Here is an 18,235-nt window from a genome sequence, read left to right on the forward strand (position 1 = left end):
CTTATTATCACACAAGTTCTTTGCAACAACCTTCGCTCTTCACTCACTAATACACAATTTATCTACGACTCCCGCCCATCTGGAATGCTCGGCTCTGGTGGGTATACAGGCGGTTCTGGATATTTCACACTGCTAGAACTATTGGACGATCCGTAAGACGAACTATAAGAATTATTCGATGAACCGCTCGACGAGCTGTTCGGTTCAGAACTGTATTCCATTCCCGCAGGCTTAAAAGACTTAATCGATTCCAACTCTTCTTTATAGTCAGCTACATCCCAAGAATAATCCGTTTTTCGGTGCGCTCCAGCAGCTGTCGAAGCTCCAACAGCTCCTACACCAACACCTGTCGCAAATCCTGCGCCTGCACCCGTCCCTGCTCCGCTTGGTACGAACGCACCATCACGAGCTTGCATATCTCCAATGCCGAACCGCTGCGCCGGAGTGCCATAACCATTAGTTTGCGCCCCTTCTGGGCCATTATTGGATTCCGCAGGGTTTCCTTCTGCCGATGTTTTCTTCCTATTCTTCGTCACGATAAAGAGATAACTTACAGCTGCCAACACACCCGCGGCAATGGCCATCATGACGCTAACTTCCATCCATGTATCATTGAACAGTAAGTATGTCAAACCGTTCGCAATCTTCTCGCGCAGCATATCGACGGACAAGCCGACAGACAAACTAGCAATAGCTGCGAACCAAATCGCAAAGCCCAGTTTCCCATGAACGGAGAAGAGCAAATGCAAGCAAGCCATTACTAGCAAGAATGCCGTTCCCTGATACATAAACATACCGAAGTTATCGAATTGGCCCCAGCCAAACACATCAATAAAGTTCAAGTATTGAATCTGTTGCGATAACATCGTCTGCTCCACTTGGTACCATGCGATATTCAGCACCGACATGGCAGCTGCCGCCACGACATAAGAGAGAATCGCACCCACATAATAAGCGCTCGACGATATATTTTCACGTTTCGCTTTACGATACACAACCAACGGAACGAGTATTGGCATCACCACGAGTAAAGCCATCATGATATTCCCGTGCGATACTTCTATTTGATTCATCGCGCCATTTGCGACTAACGTCGTGTTCACAGCGAGACGAATACCTTCCACTCCGAGCAGAACGAGAAGCACTATGCACATGCTCCATAACGATCGTCCGAATATTTTTACAATTCCATTCATCTTTTCGACACCCCATCTTGTCATTATATATCGATAAGACGACTCAATTGACAACAGCCCTTCAAAATCGTCGAAATATTGTTATTCCACTTCTTAATCTGCTACCATATCTATCACTTTTTTTATTATTACACGACATCTTGCTTGCCTAAACGATACGATATAGATATTGCCACTACTAGAATAATAGTTAGCTGCTACACCCTATTTACAATGCATATCCGTTCGCTTTACACGCATCACATAAATAACAAGCAGAACCACGATGTACCCCAAGGTAATCGCATGGGACCATAACATTTCATGTACAGAAAGCACCGCACTCTGCGTTATCACCTCAATCGTTTGCTTCACCGGCGGAAGCAGCCATAGCAGAACGTGCAGCATATCAGGAAGCATTTCGGCTAACTTGCTCTGAGACAACGATAACGCGAAAACGATAATAATCCCACTTACCGCCATTCCTTTACTGGGAACAAATCGAGATTGAAACATCTGCGCAACACCACTGGCGATCATCCCAACTTCTAAATGAATCAAAAATGCTAAAACTCCCATTTGAAAACTAACCGAGTCAGCGAACGCACCTATCGCAATTGGATACACGACGGTAAGCAAAGAGAGACAAGCCAGCATGAGTGCCAATGCTCCCCATTTGCTCAAAAAATAAGTAGATATCTTTTTCGTATGTAACAACGCTAACTGCTCTTGTACACGATCTTGCGATTCATGAAATGCATAGCTGAACCATCCTGCTATAAATAAAAAAATGACCGCTGTCGCGGCATAGCTGCCGATAATCGGATTGGGCTTCTGCGAATAGAACAGCGTAAAGGTTAGCAAATACACGATCAATGGAGCTACATAACGATTCGTACGACTGAAAGATAGTAGAAAATAGCGAATTAATGAGAGGCGCATAATTCTTCCTCCTCATTTTCCTTAATTCCAGTGCTCTTAGCACTATCAGCGCTAATCTGCTGCACAGACACGACTGAACCAGCTGCTGCTAAGATCAATCGCAGTACATCATCGCTAGCTGGCGTAAGTACCTCTATGGAAATACAATGCGTTTTGCAATGTGTTTCACAATCTTCCTCTTCCTCATACGACTTCAGCATAATAACACCTTCATAAGCATTCAGCAAACGGCGCAGTTCCTCGCCCACCCGACAACAGACAATACGAGAACGAGATGCTGACTCCGCACGCATTGTTTTCATCTTCTGAGCAACTGACTCGACCCGCTCGACACCACTCTCACTCACGTCTACTAACTCATCATCTCCTACAACCAAACCTCGTTCCAGCGTAATGATACGCTCAGCCACACTATCCAGCAGATCGGATTCATGACAGACCATCATCAATGCTGTGCCCTCCCTATGCATCTCAATAAGCAGTTGCTGTAGTTTCCTCTGTGCATCGATATCCAAGCCGGATAAAGGCTCATCCAACACAAGCAGGTCAGGCTTACGCAGCATCGCTTGAACGAGATTGACCTTCTGCAGCATTCCTTTCGAAAAGCCATTCATGCGTTGATTGCGATACGATTCCATGCGGAACAGCCCTATTAGCTCATCCATCCTACTTTGAATATCGTGATCAGACATCCGTTGAATGCGACCCATAGCCATTAAATATTCATACGGACTCATATTCAACTGAGGGAATCGCTCAGGCACATACCCGATCACACGCTGGGCTTCCTTTTCGAAACCATCCATCCACCGTACATGGCCAGAAGTTGGCCTCAAAAGCCCACAGATCATACGCAGCAATGTGCTTTTACCAGAACCGTTCTCCCCGCGAAATAAAATCGACTGCCCCCGTGGCACCTCCATCGAAATCCCTTTCAATACATGCGAGCCATCATAATGCTTATGTACTTGCTCAATCGTTAGCATCGCTGTCCCCCCTTAGCTAAATGCAATAAACAGTACACCTGCTGTAATAAGCACGACTCCAATCCCAGACATCCAGTTCAACGTCTCACCAAGAATAATTATCGCCAAAATGATCGAAAACACGACGCTCAGCTTATCAATCGGCGCAACTTGCGTTACTTTTCCGTATTTCAATGCGATGAAGTAGAACAGCCATGAAGCTGCTCCTGCAATACCGCTTAACCCGATATACAGCAATGCTTTTCTATTTTCAAGCGCCTCGCCGACTAACTGCCATTTCCCTTGCACGACAATAACCGCAATCATAAATAACGCCATAATGACAGCACGTATTGTCGTGGCTACGTTCGGATCTACCCCTTGCAAGCCAATCTTACCAAAGATGGCCACGAACGCAGCGGATACAGCTGACAAGAGGGCGAAGACCAACCACATACTCATGAAACTCCCTCTTTTCATTTCCAAAATATACTTATTCATCTATTATACCCCACCCTGACCCATATAGGTAATGGACACCATCCAGAAGTAACAAGCAAGTAGAAAGCTTGTTTAGTTATGAAACTTAGTTATGAAACCTTCTCAAATCGTTCATACTACATCTACCTGTTCCAACACATTCCTACAAGGAGGTCCATCACGTGAATGAAGATTTACAACCGCAGCACGCGGAAGAGCGTGTTCCGCTTCGTATCGACCGCAGTTGGTTGGAATCGTTCCGCACACGTATCGATCACAACGGTCCTTGGGACGATTGGACGTTGTTCCAGCTAGCTTATGAAGCCGAGCAAGCACGATTAGTAAAAAGTTTCGATGAGCTGCAATGCCTTACGCACCTAACGAGTGTAGAACCTCTTCCCCATCAGCTAGACACAGCCCGTAAAGTGCTGCATGAGATGCGAGGCCGTGCCATACTTGCGGATGAAGTGGGTCTAGGCAAAACGATAGAAGCTGGACTCATCCTGAAAGAATACATGGTTCGCAATTTGGTGAAACGAACGTTGATCCTTGTGCCCGCTTCACTCGTTCTGCAATGGGTACGCGAGCTAAATCATAAGTTTGGTATCTCAGCTGTCGCTCAGAAGAAGCCGTATCATTGGCAATCCGAAGTCGTTGTCGCATCCATGGATACTGCAAAGCGTGAACCGCATCGTTCCATTTTGATGGAACAAGAGTATGACATGATTATTATCGATGAAGCCCATAAATTAAAAAACCGCAAAACAACCAATTACCAGTTCATTGTGCAGTTGCGCAAAAAGTTCTGTCTTCTGCTAACCGCAACTCCAGTGCAAAATGACATGAATGAGCTGTATAACCTGATTACACTACTGAAGCCAGGTCAGCTAGGCCGTCAGGGAGAATATAGTGCTAATTATGTGGCAGATAAACGTCTTCCGAAAAATGAAGGCGGTTTGCAGCAGGAGCTATCTAAAGTCATGATTCGCAACCGTCGCGGCGAAGGCGGTGTTCATTTTACAAAGCGGATCGTCAAAAACATCCCACTTACCCTTTCAGCAGAGGAACAAGCGCTCTATGACGGGGTTACCACATTCGTCAAAGAACAGTATCAATCCAATGGTGGAGACCTTGGCAGCATGTTCGCCATGATCACCTTGCAGCGTGAAGTATGCTCCAGCCGTGATGCTGTCTTTTTAACCTTAGTCAACTTGTCTAAAAAGCTCGCAGAAGACTCTCCAATCCGGAGTAAGATTTGGGAGCTCGTAGACTTAATCAAAGGTATTAAAGAAAATACAAAAGCCGAGACGGCGATGAACCTAATTCGAGAAATGAATGAGAAAGTTATCGTCTTTACCGAGTATCGGGCTACGCAAGAATATTTGATGCAATATTTCAGCAATCACGGTCTGCTAGCCGTACCGTATCGGGGTGGTATGAACCGAGGCAAGAAAGATTGGATGATGGATCTATTCCGCGGTCGCGCTCAAGTGATGATTGCTACAGAAGCTGGTGGTGAAGGCATTAACCTTCAATTTTGCCACCATATGATCAACTTTGATTTGCCTTGGAATCCCATGCGTGTCGAACAACGGATCGGACGCGTCCATCGTCTGGGACAAACGAATGATGTGAAGATTTACAACCTTTCCACACAAGGAACCATTGAGGAGCATATCCTCAACCTGCTGCACGAGAAAATTAATATGTTCGAGTTGGTGATCGGCAGGCTAGATATGATATTGGAGCGTTTTGAGGAGCAAGGCAGCTTTGAGCGCAATCTGTCACGTATTTTGCTAGAAGCCAACTCAAAAGAAGATATTGAACGTGAAGTTCATTCGTTAGGGCAATCGCTCAACTCGATTCGCGACGAAGTGCACACTGATAAAACAATTCAAGCACAGGATGAGCGAAGAGCAGCTGTACAATCCTTCTTGAACCAATACAGTACGGAAGCGGAGGCATAAAAGCGTATGAATACGGATCAAATCTCATCTTATATCATGCGCTACCTTGATGCGATGTCTTGCAGCATTATGGAGAAAACACCCGTTTACGTAACAGTGAAACTATCTGAGCAAGCCGATCGTTTATTGACGAATCGCCCTTATTACTGGGGCTTTATAGATCGAACAGGAACCGAAGCGGAGACGATGCGCTACACCTTTGTCTTCGATCCAGCCAACATGCCAGCCGATTCGTTTCGAGCCCCTATTAGCTATGTAACTGCACCGGGAGTACCAGCGAACCCAGTTGCGGCTGGTGAAGCGGCCATACAACGTACATTTGGTGTAGCGCCTGGTTTCAATGGCGGTGCTCGCGGCCCTGATCGAATTCCTAGAGAAAATGTGGACTTTGGCTCAAGACGGCTGGCTCAAATTATGGAGGTTGCGAAAGAAAGCGGACGCTTCGTCTCCTTGTACGAGAGCTTAGATAGCGGATCAGAAATCCAGTTTGCTCGCGGACGCCATTCTGTTGCCTATGAACCATGGATTATGCTTAATGTCAAGCTGGAATTCGCTTGTGATTTGAAACGTGAAGAACTCCATTCCATCGGGTTCTCCCTTATTAGCGGGACCCTGCATACCGATTTTATGGATAAAATGATGCAGTGTGAACTTACACCTAAGCTTCCTGCACAGGTCCATACGATGGCTTGGCGTTACACCTTGGATCAGGCAGTCCAGCAGATCGAACAGCTTCTGACGGAGCATGTGCGCAACAGTGACGAAACATGGGCTGTGGAAGCTAGTGAGCGTCTAGAAGATGAGTGGGATCGTTTAGCCGCTTATTATGAGCCATTATTGAAGGAAGAAGCTGAAAATAAAGCTAAGGCAGCAGCAAATGAAGGGACTGTCTCCGTAACAGAATCAGAAATAAAAGCAAAAGCAGACCAAGCTTCGGAATCCATTATTTTAACAATCGAAGTCACTGAAGATAAGAGAGACGACACCGAGCATGAAACAACCGATAAAGAGCCGCCGAACGAACGAACGCTAGAAGAGCAATATGAAATGCGCCGCAACGAAATCGAATGGCAGTTCCAGCCTCGAATTGAAATGTCTATCATCAACGCTGCGATTGTTTATTTACGTTCCAACAAAGTAATGACATGAGCGTACGACATCATTTGAAGATCAAATTGACGTTTATTTACGCCTCATCCGTCTATACGTCACACTGCGTCAAAATTAGAACGGCTGTCGGAAGCAGAGCATGTGCTAAACCGACAGCCTTTTTGTCTATTTATTTTTACAATAGTAGCTGTGAGATTTTATGCATCAATGCATATCTTTACTCGACAATCGGCTTAAAAATTGTCAATTCGGGTAAAGCTATACTATCAGCGATCATGATAAAGTGAGGTGCAACCCATGTTTTTTAGCTCAAAGTGGACGAGCACGACACGTAAACAACAATTATGGATGATGGTTATCACAATGACCGTATTGTCTTGTACAATTACGCCAACCGTTACCAATGCCGCTGTCTCCTCTAACGCTATTACAACTACTAAAAAAGATAATATCGAAGTTTCACTGAAGCAGACTGTTCAAACGACGATCAAGCAATTGGCGCAGCACGACCCGTTTACTTCATGGACACAAGCTGCAACCGATATCCAGCCGTTAGGTGCTGGAACGCACGGATGGCTTGTCCGTGTACTTAATCATGACAATATGCCGATAGGCTATCTTATTTTTCATGCTACAGAACAAGGCAGTTACCAATTGACTGAGTATGGTGAAGGACCCGATCTGCCCTATGATCATCTTGCACTAAAACAGGCATTAATACAGCATGGTATCCAATATCAATCCGTCACAGCTATCGAACCGATATACTATACACCGTTAATTGCTGCATGGAAAATAAAATCCTCTTCCTCAACAAAGTGGATCGATGCAATTACGGGAGAACTACTTCCTCAAGCATGGATGCAGCAGTTGGACAATAAGCTGAACGAACAAACGAATCTAACGACCGTTTCGACAAGTAACAAACTAAAGAAACGTGTCCCGATTCGTACAGTCAGCACGTTACGTACAGATTCAACATCAAAGAATTCTTTACAAGCTCAGGCCAGCATACAAGGGCAGGCATTTGACCCTTATGACAACATTTTATGGATGGCTAGTAGTAATCAGCTGCGTGGTAAGAGTGCCGTTAATTGGATACAAAGCTGGAATCCTACAACTTCATCCCAGAACTGGATTTATGTCATTCGTAAAGAACAAAGCAAAAAAGCATGGAATATCCCTTACGCGGTCATTGGCAAACAGCAATGGACGGCGGCGGAGCCAAGTAGTGAATTAACGCATTCAAATCCCAACGCTATTCCGGCTTCCTCTTCCGCACTATCCGTTCCCCCTAGTCAACGCTACTGGATTGTGGCAGGAGCAGGAGCAAATACTCCGTCAAAAAGATGGCTTGCAGAGGACATTATACTGAAACATGGGTATATTACTTCGATTATTGCAGAATAAAAATTGAAGTAGTAAATCATACAAAAGGCGCACCACTGTTCAGTGGAACGCCTTTTGCTTGTTCATCGCTTTCATCATCGTTGCCAATCGACAATAATCTCTACGATGTTCGTTTCATCCATTTCGTAAACAAGTTGCTTATCGAGCGGCCTTGTACTTTCGTTGGCTGTTCTGCTTTGCTTCCCTTTACATGCTGCTCCGCCCACATGCTAATGCTAAATGGAACAAGACCAAACCAGCGTACCATCCAATGCTCTCGTGGGCGCTGACGCTCCTCAATACGACGCTCTTGACGCTCTGTCTGTGGGGTATCTACGTACGTAACAACTTGCTTCGTGATGTATTTAATCAGATCTTCTTTTTTTGCCATCAGATCTCACCTCGAATTGTATGCGATTCTTTCTTTGTCTATAGTGTGCTCATGACTCCATTAATCTAAACAAAGGAATCGATTGCAGCACTGGCAACAATCACATAGGATGCCTTCCCTTCATTCGTGACAGCCTACAAAATAGGAATGATGGAGGAAATGAGGTATCTTGTGATGTCCATGAAACGAACTTTATTCATCGGAGCGATGCTGCTGCTCATATTCGCCATTTGCTCCAGCAGCTTGCCAGCTCAAGCTGCTTATCTTATTCCAAACGATGAGTCTGAACAAATGGAGAATGTCGAACATCATGCTCGTCCCGAGAACAACCTAAACCTAAGTCCGAATACAAAGCATATATTCCATCCTGGCGCAATTCTTATTGATGCGGGTCACGGTGGAATTGATGGCGGTACCGTACACGGTAATGTACTGGAAAAGGATATTAACTTAGCTATTGCTCGTAAATTATACTTGCTTCTACGCAGCAAAGGGATTCCCGCTGTATTAAACAGAACGGGCGATTATGCACTAAGTGATGATAATCGTTGGTCAGCGACTCGTTCTCGCCATCGCAAAGACTTGGCACAACGACGCCAACTTGCTAAAGAGCTGCCCGTGTCCATGTTTATAAGCTTACACGTGAACTGGAGTAAGAATAGTCGAACTCGCGGCCCTATCGTGCTTCATTCTGAAGAAGGTCGCAGCTCACTGCTCGCGCATCTTATTCAGCAAAATATGAATCCATCTTTCAACACTCGCCATGACTGTCAAATTGGCCCAACCTTTTATTTGCTGCGGAAAATGCAGCAGCCTGCTGTTATCGTAGAGATGGGCTTTATCAGCAATGATGCGGATCGTGCGATGCTCACCCATTCTTCAAAACAGTCTGCAGTAGCCGAGCAGATGTGCAATGCGATCATGCATTATTTTGCTACTTTCTCTTGAGAATGGGCTGAACGTTGTTCCTTAACTAAGTCAGAAACACGGACGAAACGAACTTGCTGTGTCGCATCCGGAATAGAATCGCGCAAAACGGAGGCTGTTCTAGGCCCAATAACACCAACATGCCCTATGGCAATCGTAACAGGCTGAGTTTTGGACATTTCCATGAGTTTGCTCCATTGTTTACTAATATGAGCCACCGTATATTGTTGGTCAAAAAAGAGATGGTTGTTCAGTACGTTTACCCCAACCTCTTGTCCGACTTCGCCAACAATAGAGCGGAAATTAGTTCGGCTGTCTAGAAAATAAAGACCTTTCTCTTTACAAACTTTGAGCACAACGCGCATAATTCGCTTGTCAGCAGTAACTTTAGAACCCATATGATTGTTCATGCCTACAGCATGCGGCACAGCGGCTATCGCTTCGCGAACACGCTTTTCAATTTCTGCGTCAGTCATATTCGCTAAGATCGCACCTGGGCCAAGCCAGCTTGCCTTGCCAGACTTCGGCTCCATCGGCATATGTACAATCACATCATGGCCCTTCTGATGCGCCTTCTCTGCATCTTTAGCCGAAGTTTGCAGGAAAGGCATTACGGCAACGGTAATTGGTACAGGAAGGTTCAGCATATCATCTGTACCCTTCATGTTATTACCAAAGTCATCGATGACGATAGCAATTGTTGTCTTAGATGTTTGCACTGCTTGTGAAGAATTGGCTGAAGCTTCTATCGGAGCTCCGTTCCCATTCACGAATACAAGAGTCATTACAACCACACTCAAAAAAATGCAAACTACTCGCTTGGAACACGTTTTTCGCTTATCACAGTTGTCAACCATTTATTTCTTAAGCCTCCTGACATCAAATGGAGTTGCTACAATGGATTGCTTAAAAAATCAACAATACCCATTTTGTTATAATATGCGCTCAAAAATCGCATATCATGCTAGAAATTCCACTTTGATTCCATTGACAAGGCTTGTCTTCATAACCTAAGATGAATAGTACGCAAAAATTGAAATGCAGGTGAAAAACTATCATGACGACGTATCAACCGCTTGTGAAATCAGTTGTACTATCGACACAAACAAAGAACAATGACTCCGAGCTAGTCCAGCTTATCGTAACTTTGCAAGATGCAACACAATTGCGCTTAATTCGTGGTGACGGCATCAAGAGCATTACTCGCTTACTTACAATTCCATGCCCAATCTGCCGTAAAGACTTCTACTGCAAATGCTTCGATCGTTTCGTAGAAGAAATCGACGGTCAAGTCGAAGAGAAAGACTGGAAATAATATGACCCCTTATACGCTCACCTCATTTCCAATAAGATGAGCGTATAAGGGGTTCTTTCTTTGTACAACCAAATATGGTTCGTTATTCGTAACTCGTTACTTACATGCAGTATACAGCAGCGACGCCATCTCTGCCCGAGTCACCTGTTGAACAGGACGGAAAGTTCCATCCTTATATCCACTAACAATACCCTTATTCGCTAACTCCATAATAGCTTGATAAGACCAACGAGATGGCGTTACATCTTTGAACGATTCAATCACTGGTTTGGAAGTCTTCGACGAAGGCGATTGCTTCACCAACCTGTTAATCATAACCGCTATTTCTTCCCTCGTTACCGCCCGGTTCGGAGCAAAGCTTCCATCAGGCATTCCTGATACAAGACCAGCCGCAGAAGCGATATGAATCGCCTCTGCAGCCCAATGTTGAACCGGTACATCCCAGTATCGCTGCTTGCCTCCACTTTGTGCCGAATTCCCATTTAAGCCATTTGCTCGAACAAGAATAGAAGCAGCCTGCGCACGTGTTAGCGCTGAGTTAGGAGCAAAATAATTCGGTTTCAGTCCCGTCATCCAACCTTTATCCTGCAGCATCGAAATCGATTGCTCTGCCCAGTGACCTACCGTATCCAAATAAGCCACTCCATTTAGCCATGAACGATAATGGTTCCATAAATCACCCGAATCCTCATTTAAGCTCCATACACCAGCACCTTTGAGATCATACTTACTAACAAGACCTAACTTCGCTTTAATCGACCGATTGTTATCGTACCAGACGGTATAATTACCAGGTGTCAGCTTTTTATCGTGAATGGTCGGCAGTGGATCTCCTTTTTTTATAGTAAAGGTAGCCTTTGCCGATTCGGATGTCTTATCGTAACTGAATTGACCACCATATTGATTCACTAGTGAATCAATACGGCTGTGCTGAATGGCATCTCCTTTGATGCTTCCATCCTCATTCCAATAACGACCGAAAGTAGGAATACCCATAATTAATTTATGTTTCGGTATATCTTTCAAACCTTCTTGAATGGATTTCTCCACAAATGACAAACTAGCTACAGGACCAGCAGGCCCTCCACGATAGCTTTGGTCATATGTCATCATAATCAGATAATCACAAGCATCAGCGAGTGCCTTATAGTCATACGATCCATGCCAGCCCGTCTTCCATCCATGTGGATTGGCCGCTACCGCAACAGACACTTCTTTGTCAGCTGGCAGCGCCTGTTTGAGCATGCGCACAAACTCGGTATGTACGTCACGCTCTGCCGTCGTTAAATTTTCAATGTCGACGTTGACACCATCTAAATTGTATTTCTTGACCGCTTCCGCAATTTGCTTCACAAGCTTGTCCTTATTGCGCATCGCTTGTTTCCCAACTTCACGATCCCAATGATTGCTCAGAAAAGGAATAACCTTTATGCCGCGTCGGTGCATTTCCGTAATAAATGAAGGGTCAAGCGCAGGGCTCAACAACAAAGAACCGTCTTTGTTCAGATCAAAATAACTTGGCGAGATCATGTCCAAACTATCTTGAGTCTGATCAACGGCTTGGACATATTTACTTGGCGTACCGAAGTAAATATAAGACATCGAATACTTTCCGGCTAGTGCAGAGAGAGGGAACATGGTGAGTGTTAAAGTGAGTAACAGTAGACCTGCCATACATCGCTTTATGTAGGGTTTTACTTGCATAACTATGATAACCTCCTAAAATCTTACCTTGAGATCATGCATCTGATAGAGTTTAGGAACAAGTCATAAATATTGGAATATAATTTTGTTTACAGAAGTTACAGGATTCAAATCGTTGGGGGCGTTGAGGTTGAGCTAATTTCTTATTTTACTGTAATATTTTTGGTAATTTATAAAAATAGATCTGAGTGATAGATTCTAGTATACTTGATCATTTTTTCTCGCCTCATGGTGCTTTTTAAAAAACTCAGAAAGATCAGAAACACCCTTGCGATTCGATTATCCACAAGGGTACTCGTGCTTGAAATCGTAAAAACCAAGCAAATGCAACTATTCTTCTTTACATTTAATGCCTGTAAAATACAGACAGTAAAAAGGAGCCCTCTTGATGAGAACTCCTCCTTTAGCTTGACTTCATCCAATATGATACCAACTATGGCGTATAAAAATTTTGCGTATAATACACTTCCAACTCACCGCCAAATGCTACTCCAACACCTAAGCGCGCGAAATCCCCAAGAATATTTTTACGATGTCCCGATGAATTGAGCCATCCTTCATGAGCAATAATAGCGCTCGTCTGACCCGCAGCAATATTCTCTGCAGCTGAAGAATACGAGATATTATCATCGTCCATGCGATCAAATGGAGATTTACCATCGGGATTATCATGGTCGAAGAAAGAACGCTTACTCATATCTTGACTATGCTTACGAGCTGTACTGGCAATTTCAGTGTCCGCTTTAAAGGGCTTCTTGCCCATTTGTGCCCGTGAAGCATTAGCCAAGTCTAACAACTGGCGTTCAAAGCTTTGCTGCAATTGTATGCTTGGCTTCCCGTGAAAACTTTTGAATGCCAACTCGGTTTGTTTATCTATGACTTGAACAGCCGTGACGATATTTTTACGATGTTTATCATAAAAGACAGTCGTGTACGTATTATCCACTGCATAGATAGCGGAGTTAGGTACCTGATTATATCGGTAAATCGTATTTCCTTTCTTGATTTCTTTGATCGGCTTACCGTATAGCTTCTCTACTTGAGTACGAGACGTGCCAACCTTGATTCCTTTCTTGGATATCCAGCCTGTAGAATTACTGTAAAGCGCGACTACTTTTCCGTTACTAACGCCAACCTGCAAATATTTTTTGTAGTCTTTGTTGTATATGTACCATTTGAAGCCATATTCACTCGCATCCTTGCGTATTGGCTGCCCCAACTTCTTCACAAGCTGCGCTTCTGTCATTCCAATCGAAATGCCCTGCATTGTTATTTCACGGGCAATTGTCTTTCCTACAGCCTGATTAGCACTTGGATTCACAGCGTGCATGCTAACTGGTATAGCTGCTGCTTCTACGCTATGCATCCTTGGCATGCCGTACAGTATACCTGTACCAGATAACAATGTGAATGCAAGTAATGCTGCTGCTTTATTTTTAAATCGCTTATGCTTTGATAGGTGTTGTTGCTTCATAGATGTACCTCCCCTGATTGCATGCATGTTGATATACAATCTCTCTCCGTTGTTTGGTTCTACTATACGTGGTTATTACAAACTTGTCATGAGAATGTATTCCTATTTATTTATATTCATTTATCAATAACAAAAAACCCCTTGCTGGGCAAGAGGGTCAAAATGTGTATGTATGGTGCAGTTAAGAGGACTCGAACCTCCACGCCCTTGCGGGCACTAGAACCTGAATCTAGCGCGTCTGCCAATTCCGCCATAACTGCAAATTAGAATAAACTCTATCATTACACAAAGTAGATTCATATACCTTGTTGAACCTTATTGGAACATAAATACAAATATTAATATAGCATGCGTAATATATGAAGTCAATTAAACACACATGATCTTGTAGAAGTTTTCCTTATCATCGCTCAAATCAAAAAACTTGCCCACAATAATGGACAAGTTCCGCCGTGCTTACAGCTATTCCTTTTCCGCAACCCGTAAAGCTTCTTGCACCCTTGTCACTCCTTGCGATAACGCGTGTCCGCCACCAAGAGCAGCTGAAACTGCCACTGCTTCTAATATCTCTGCATCCGAAGCGCCTTTATGCCGAGCTTCACGAACATGATATTGCGTACATACTTCATTATTGGCAAATAGACTGATTCCTAATGCAATAAGCTCCTTCGTTTTCTGATCTAATGCCCCATCCTGAAAGCATGCTCCTGTGAAAGTATGATAAGCATGCACGATATCAGGCAATACGCCTTCTAGGTGGGATATTTCATTTTTATACAGTGTGACTTTACTATTTCCATTAGACAATTAGCATCTACTCCTACAAAAATAAGCTAAGGTGAACCCAAAGGGGCACGCCTTAGCTTGTCCGTACACATGTGCTATTATGCCTAATCACTCAAATAGATCCCCTAACACATCAAACACAGTCTTGGACTTTTTGTGCTTCTTGTGTCCGAATTACCGCAATAACATAACCTTGATTTACCACAACCTAAAATAGTCTCACAAGACACACGCAGCCATTTCGCCTGATACACTGCGAAAGAATCATCCATCCAATACTCATCAACATCAATCAAATATCTTCCAGTAAACCAGGCGGCAGCTGTCTTGGCTCGTCCATACGTTGGATGAAATAACTCCGCTTTAACTTCACAACGCGTCTATTCCGCCTACGAATCATAACTGTGTCGTCATCCCAAGCAACCACATAGCCTTTTACATCATTTATCTCTAAAAAATCTCTTACGACACGGACAAAAGTCCCCTCGTTGCGATACTGATCTAACGTCAATTCATCCATTATAAAAATACTCCTTTTTCTCACTCACCATCTAATTGATTGCCTTGCCACTTCCATCTAATCTATATGCTTAAAGGCCTGTCAAGCACCTAACACGCTGCTCCACAGGCCTCCTAAACATGCTCTAGCTATTAATGTCCGACATGTTCACGTGTATCATTCTTCTCAAACCAGTAATCCAGCACTTTGGCTGACATGACTCGTTTATCTACATATTCTGCCTGTTGTACACTGAACAATTGTCTCCAAGGTACATCTAATTCCTGGCACAACTTAACCACCGTCAGAAGCTCTGACCATGCCACGTATCGTTTGTACCAAAAAAACTGGGGATGCTCTATCATATAAGGATACAGATCATCGAATTCTGTGTGTTTGCAATCTAATGCACGTTCGAAATGTACCTTAGCCTCTGACACTTTACCCTGCATAAATGGAACGGTTGTTTCCTGTACCATTTGCTCAGCCCCCTCTCCTGCTTACTTATTATTATATGCCAACAATACGCAATGAGAAAAGTAAACAATTGCTATTCTTCTGCAACAAAATGGAGATTTATGCGTCTAAAACGATATATAGTTTATTACAGGCAGTGTACCATACATTATTTAGCCTATATTTGATTCTACTCTTCGATATAGGGTAATATAGGATAGATCCGTCGCGTGGCGGTTAAGGGAGGCAAACATGATGATGCGAAAGTGGCGTCGTAGCCTTCTTGTTCTCATGACTTTCTCGCTCATCATCAGCGTACTAGCAGGTTGTCGAGTTGAACAAGAAAGCACACATAGACAAGAAGTGGACAACCATTCAAATAACCCTTCGTCTCAATCTCAATCTAATAAAGTTACATCCACAACAGCTCCCAAGGACAAGCGGCAAGATGGTGACGCGTTCGATCGCAATTCGCCTAAGCTTTTAGGATTATCTTTAACCTCCACGGAGAAAGAAATCACCAAACAATTGGGAAAGCCACAATCACAATTTATTATGGATGACACACCTAAGATCGAAATATGGGAATATGATGGATATACGGTCGGATGCATGGAGAACGGGAATATCGCTTTCGTTGAAGTGTCCGGTGCAGGGCAATCGACTGGTATCGAAGGGCTTAAAGTAGGCGACCATCAAGGCAATGCCGAGAAAGTGCTTGGCAAACCTGATCGAGATACAGGTTACGTATGGAGTTATACAGGAGACGATGCCTTATTGCGGTTAGATCTCGACCCGAAGACACAGATTATTCAATCCGTTAAATTATTTTCCCATCCAGCTTAATCAATCAAGTAACTCATCTTATTCCGTACTTTCTAAGATGTTAATACAATCATCCCATAAGGAACCTAGAACCCTTTCGAATCTCTACAGCTCTTCGATAGGGTTTTTTGCGATGTTTTGCAATCACTTCTCCCTCCTCAAATCCCCCTCATCTTATACAAGGCAAATTAGCGATTCTTATCCCTTTTCAAGTCATGTCCAACTGCTTTTTGGCATACATCTTATCATGAGCTTGCTTCGGACAAGTACAACTTCGCTCAAGGAGGTTACCCACAATGAAGTCATTACTTCGAATTATGCAAATCTCGTTCACATACATCGGAACTGTAGTTGGTGCTGGATTTGCAACAGGGCAAGAAATCGTACAGTTCTTCACATCCTATGGCAGATTAGCTATGATTACAATATTTATAGCAAGCATCCTATTCGTTTGGCTTGGAACGAAGCTTATGCTCATCGCTAATCGTCTTCAGGCTCAATCCTACGAAGATGTTAATATCGCTTTATTTGGCGAACGAACCGGAAAGCATATTAGCATGTTTACATTAGTTGTTCTAATAAGTGTCAATGGGGTTATGCTCGCTGGTGCAGGATCTATTTTCGTAGAGCATCTAAATATGCATTACCAGACGGGATTGCTCCTTACGATGATCGCTGCCTACTTCGTACTGAATCGGGGAATGAATGCGATTTTGCACTTAAACTCAATCGTCGTACCGACCATGCTGATTTTTACTGCTTTTATTTTATGGGATACGATTGAGATGCCAAGTACCTCAAATGCATTTATGTTAATCAGTGATAAGCCTCTATATGCGGCATGGTCTGCCCCCATTCTGTACAGCGCATTTAATTTAGCTATGGCTCAGGCCGTTCTCGTACCATTAGGCGCGTCGATGAGGGATGAAAAAGTCATTCGCTGGGGAGGATGGATTGGCGGTATTATGATAGGAGCCATGCTGTTTGCTGGACATTTCGCCCTATCTGCCCATATGCCAGGTATTACACAGTACGATATTCCGATGGGCCATATTGCAGATGGACTCAGCATGTTCATTCAGATCGTCTATATCGTGCTGATTTTTTCAGAAATATTCACGACCTTCCTCGCGGATGTATACGGCGTTTCCTTACAAATTCGTCAGCGATTCAAGCTGCCTCCTAAGCTCGTCATTGCTGGACTAATGGTATTCTGCTTCATTATGAGTCAGTTCGGATTCAAACCACTGGTAGCGTTTCTATACCCCTTATTCGGCATGTTTAGTCTACTTTGGATGTACTTACTCATCCGAATTAAGCCAGAAACCATTCCGCAGGCACCACCTGCTGACTTAATGCGAGGGTCCAGCACTTTTAAACTACTTCAACGTTCCAAATTCAATCCGTTTAATCGACACTAACCTAATTTATATCAAAAGCCTGTCAGGATGCATTCCCGACAGGCTATCTGTATGTGTATATCCAATTTCCCTATCATACTCCCCCACAACTCGTCTTTCTTTACCGAGCAGTATTGGAGTAATTAACTTAAACCATCATGCTCCAATCAACATTTCTTCGTTAACTACGTAATATTTCGATGATCCTTCTCCCTCTATCTCCTCTACCCAGCCTTCTTTTACGAATAGTTTCAGGCTCAAATAAATTGTAGATAGTGAAACATTACAATTCTCTTTATGAAGCGTCGTATAAAGATCTATTGCCGTTGTTGGCGACCATGTACGCTTTAGCAGTGAAAATACGATACTTTGCCGTTTCGTCAATGGAATTCCTCCAATCATTGTTAAGCTTGATCTTGAGTCTAAGACT

General features: G+C 43.7%; 19 protein-coding genes and 1 tRNA gene. 7 read left to right on the top strand and 13 right to left on the bottom strand.

Annotated elements, in window-relative coordinates:
* Window positions 1-62: 62 nt before the first annotated feature.
* From H580_RS0119325 to H580_RS0119340, 4 genes are all read right to left on the bottom strand, one after another.
* The gene (locus tag H580_RS0119325) at window positions 63-1,196 is read right to left on the bottom strand and encodes a hypothetical protein (RefSeq protein ID WP_028596250.1); all 1,134 of its coding nucleotides are present in this window, start codon (window positions 1,194-1,196) and stop codon (window positions 63-65) included.
* 204 nt (window positions 1,197-1,400) lie between these two features.
* Window positions 1,401-2,117, bottom strand: a complete 717-nt coding sequence (locus tag H580_RS0119330; protein ID WP_028596251.1) for a hypothetical protein — start codon at window positions 2,115-2,117, stop codon at window positions 1,401-1,403.
* Window positions 2,102-3,103 carry an ABC transporter ATP-binding protein gene (locus tag H580_RS25605; RefSeq protein ID WP_051217576.1) on the bottom strand — a complete coding sequence of 334 codons (1,002 nt, stop codon included), beginning with the start codon at window positions 3,101-3,103 and terminating at the stop codon, window positions 2,102-2,104. The genes H580_RS0119330 and H580_RS25605 overlap by 16 nt, the downstream gene beginning before the upstream one ends.
* Before the next feature lie 12 nt (window positions 3,104-3,115).
* Window positions 3,116-3,544 (bottom strand): EamA family transporter, encoded by a 429-nt coding sequence (locus H580_RS0119340; RefSeq protein ID WP_028596252.1) that lies wholly within the window; start codon window positions 3,542-3,544, stop codon window positions 3,116-3,118.
* Between the two features lie 200 nt (window positions 3,545-3,744).
* Here H580_RS0119340 and H580_RS24835 point away from each other — a divergent pair, with 200 nt between their 5' ends.
* The 3 genes from H580_RS24835 to H580_RS0119355 all read left to right on the top strand — a co-directional run bounded on the left by H580_RS24835 (window position 3,745) and on the right by H580_RS0119355 (window position 8,049).
* Window positions 3,745-5,529 carry a DEAD/DEAH box helicase gene (locus tag H580_RS24835; RefSeq protein ID WP_051217577.1) on the top strand — a complete coding sequence of 595 codons (1,785 nt, stop codon included), beginning with the start codon at window positions 3,745-3,747 and terminating at the stop codon, window positions 5,527-5,529.
* Between the two features lie 6 nt (window positions 5,530-5,535).
* The gene (locus H580_RS0119350) at window positions 5,536-6,678 is read left to right on the top strand and encodes a YqhG family protein (RefSeq protein WP_028596253.1); all 1,143 of its coding nucleotides are present in this window, start codon (window positions 5,536-5,538) and stop codon (window positions 6,676-6,678) included.
* Window positions 6,679-6,936: 258 nt separating this feature from the next.
* A complete protein-coding gene (locus H580_RS0119355; RefSeq protein WP_028596254.1) occupies window positions 6,937-8,049 on the top strand; it encodes a hypothetical protein in 1,113 nt (370 codons plus the stop codon).
* Between the two features lie 100 nt (window positions 8,050-8,149).
* Here H580_RS0119355 and H580_RS24840 read toward each other — a convergent pair whose 3' ends face one another.
* Window positions 8,150-8,419 (bottom strand): YqzE family protein, encoded by a 270-nt coding sequence (locus H580_RS24840; protein ID WP_036605521.1) that lies wholly within the window; start codon window positions 8,417-8,419, stop codon window positions 8,150-8,152.
* 174 nt (window positions 8,420-8,593) lie between these two features.
* Between H580_RS24840 and H580_RS0119365 the strand changes: the two genes are divergently transcribed.
* On the top strand, window positions 8,594-9,367 hold the full coding sequence (locus tag H580_RS0119365; RefSeq protein WP_028596255.1) for an N-acetylmuramoyl-L-alanine amidase family protein: 774 nt from the start codon (window positions 8,594-8,596) through the stop codon (window positions 9,365-9,367).
* Here the strand turns inward: H580_RS0119365 and H580_RS24845 are convergent.
* Window positions 9,346-10,131, bottom strand: coding sequence for a divergent polysaccharide deacetylase family protein (locus H580_RS24845; protein ID WP_051217609.1), 786 nt, complete (start codon window positions 10,129-10,131; stop codon window positions 9,346-9,348). The genes H580_RS0119365 and H580_RS24845 overlap by 22 nt on opposite strands.
* 272 nt (window positions 10,132-10,403) lie before the next feature.
* On the opposite strand from H580_RS24845, the gene H580_RS0119375 reads away from it, so the two are divergent.
* On the top strand, window positions 10,404-10,661 hold the full coding sequence (locus H580_RS0119375) for a hypothetical protein (protein ID WP_036605522.1): 258 nt from the start codon (window positions 10,404-10,406) through the stop codon (window positions 10,659-10,661).
* Between the two features lie 96 nt (window positions 10,662-10,757).
* On the opposite strand, the gene H580_RS24850 is transcribed toward H580_RS0119375, so the two are convergent.
* The 6 genes from H580_RS24850 to H580_RS0119405 all read right to left on the bottom strand — a co-directional run bounded on the left by H580_RS24850 (window position 10,758) and on the right by H580_RS0119405 (window position 15,603).
* On the bottom strand, window positions 10,758-12,365 hold the full coding sequence (locus H580_RS24850; RefSeq protein WP_051217578.1) for an S-layer homology domain-containing protein: 1,608 nt from the start codon (window positions 12,363-12,365) through the stop codon (window positions 10,758-10,760).
* A 433-nt stretch (window positions 12,366-12,798) separates the two neighbouring features.
* Window positions 12,799-13,839, bottom strand: a complete 1,041-nt coding sequence (locus H580_RS24855) for a CAP domain-containing protein (RefSeq protein WP_051217579.1) — start codon at window positions 13,837-13,839, stop codon at window positions 12,799-12,801.
* A 173-nt stretch (window positions 13,840-14,012) separates the two neighbouring features.
* Window positions 14,013-14,099: transfer RNA gene (locus H580_RS0119390), tRNA-Leu, on the bottom strand.
* Between the two features lie 202 nt (window positions 14,100-14,301).
* Entirely contained in the window at window positions 14,302-14,646 is a 345-nt protein-coding gene (locus H580_RS0119395) for a carboxymuconolactone decarboxylase family protein (RefSeq protein WP_028596257.1), read from the bottom strand.
* Between the two features lie 271 nt (window positions 14,647-14,917).
* A complete protein-coding gene (locus H580_RS0119400) occupies window positions 14,918-15,145 on the bottom strand; it encodes a hypothetical protein (RefSeq protein ID WP_036605523.1) in 228 nt (75 codons plus the stop codon).
* Between the two features lie 131 nt (window positions 15,146-15,276).
* The gene (locus tag H580_RS0119405; RefSeq protein WP_028596259.1) at window positions 15,277-15,603 is read right to left on the bottom strand and encodes a hypothetical protein; all 327 of its coding nucleotides are present in this window, start codon (window positions 15,601-15,603) and stop codon (window positions 15,277-15,279) included.
* A gap of 229 nt (window positions 15,604-15,832) precedes the next feature.
* Between H580_RS0119405 and H580_RS25610 the strand changes: the two genes are divergently transcribed.
* Window positions 15,833-16,426: a DNA uptake lipoprotein gene (locus tag H580_RS25610; protein WP_157283029.1), complete on the top strand. Its 594-nt coding sequence runs from the start codon at window positions 15,833-15,835 to the stop codon at window positions 16,424-16,426.
* A 275-nt stretch (window positions 16,427-16,701) separates the two neighbouring features.
* On the top strand, window positions 16,702-17,826 hold the full coding sequence (locus H580_RS24865) for a YkvI family membrane protein (protein WP_245583602.1): 1,125 nt from the start codon (window positions 16,702-16,704) through the stop codon (window positions 17,824-17,826).
* Window positions 17,827-17,961: 135 nt separating this feature from the next.
* On the opposite strand, the gene H580_RS24870 is transcribed toward H580_RS24865, so the two are convergent.
* Complete coding sequence (locus H580_RS24870; RefSeq protein WP_051217581.1) at window positions 17,962-18,189, bottom strand: transcriptional repressor; 228 nt, start codon at window positions 18,187-18,189, stop codon at window positions 17,962-17,964.
* Window positions 18,190-18,235 lie beyond the last annotated feature (46 nt).

The organism is Paenibacillus assamensis DSM 18201 (assembly GCF_000422445.1).
Classification (GTDB): Bacteria; Bacillota; Bacilli; order Paenibacillales; family Paenibacillaceae; genus Paenibacillus_B; species Paenibacillus_B assamensis.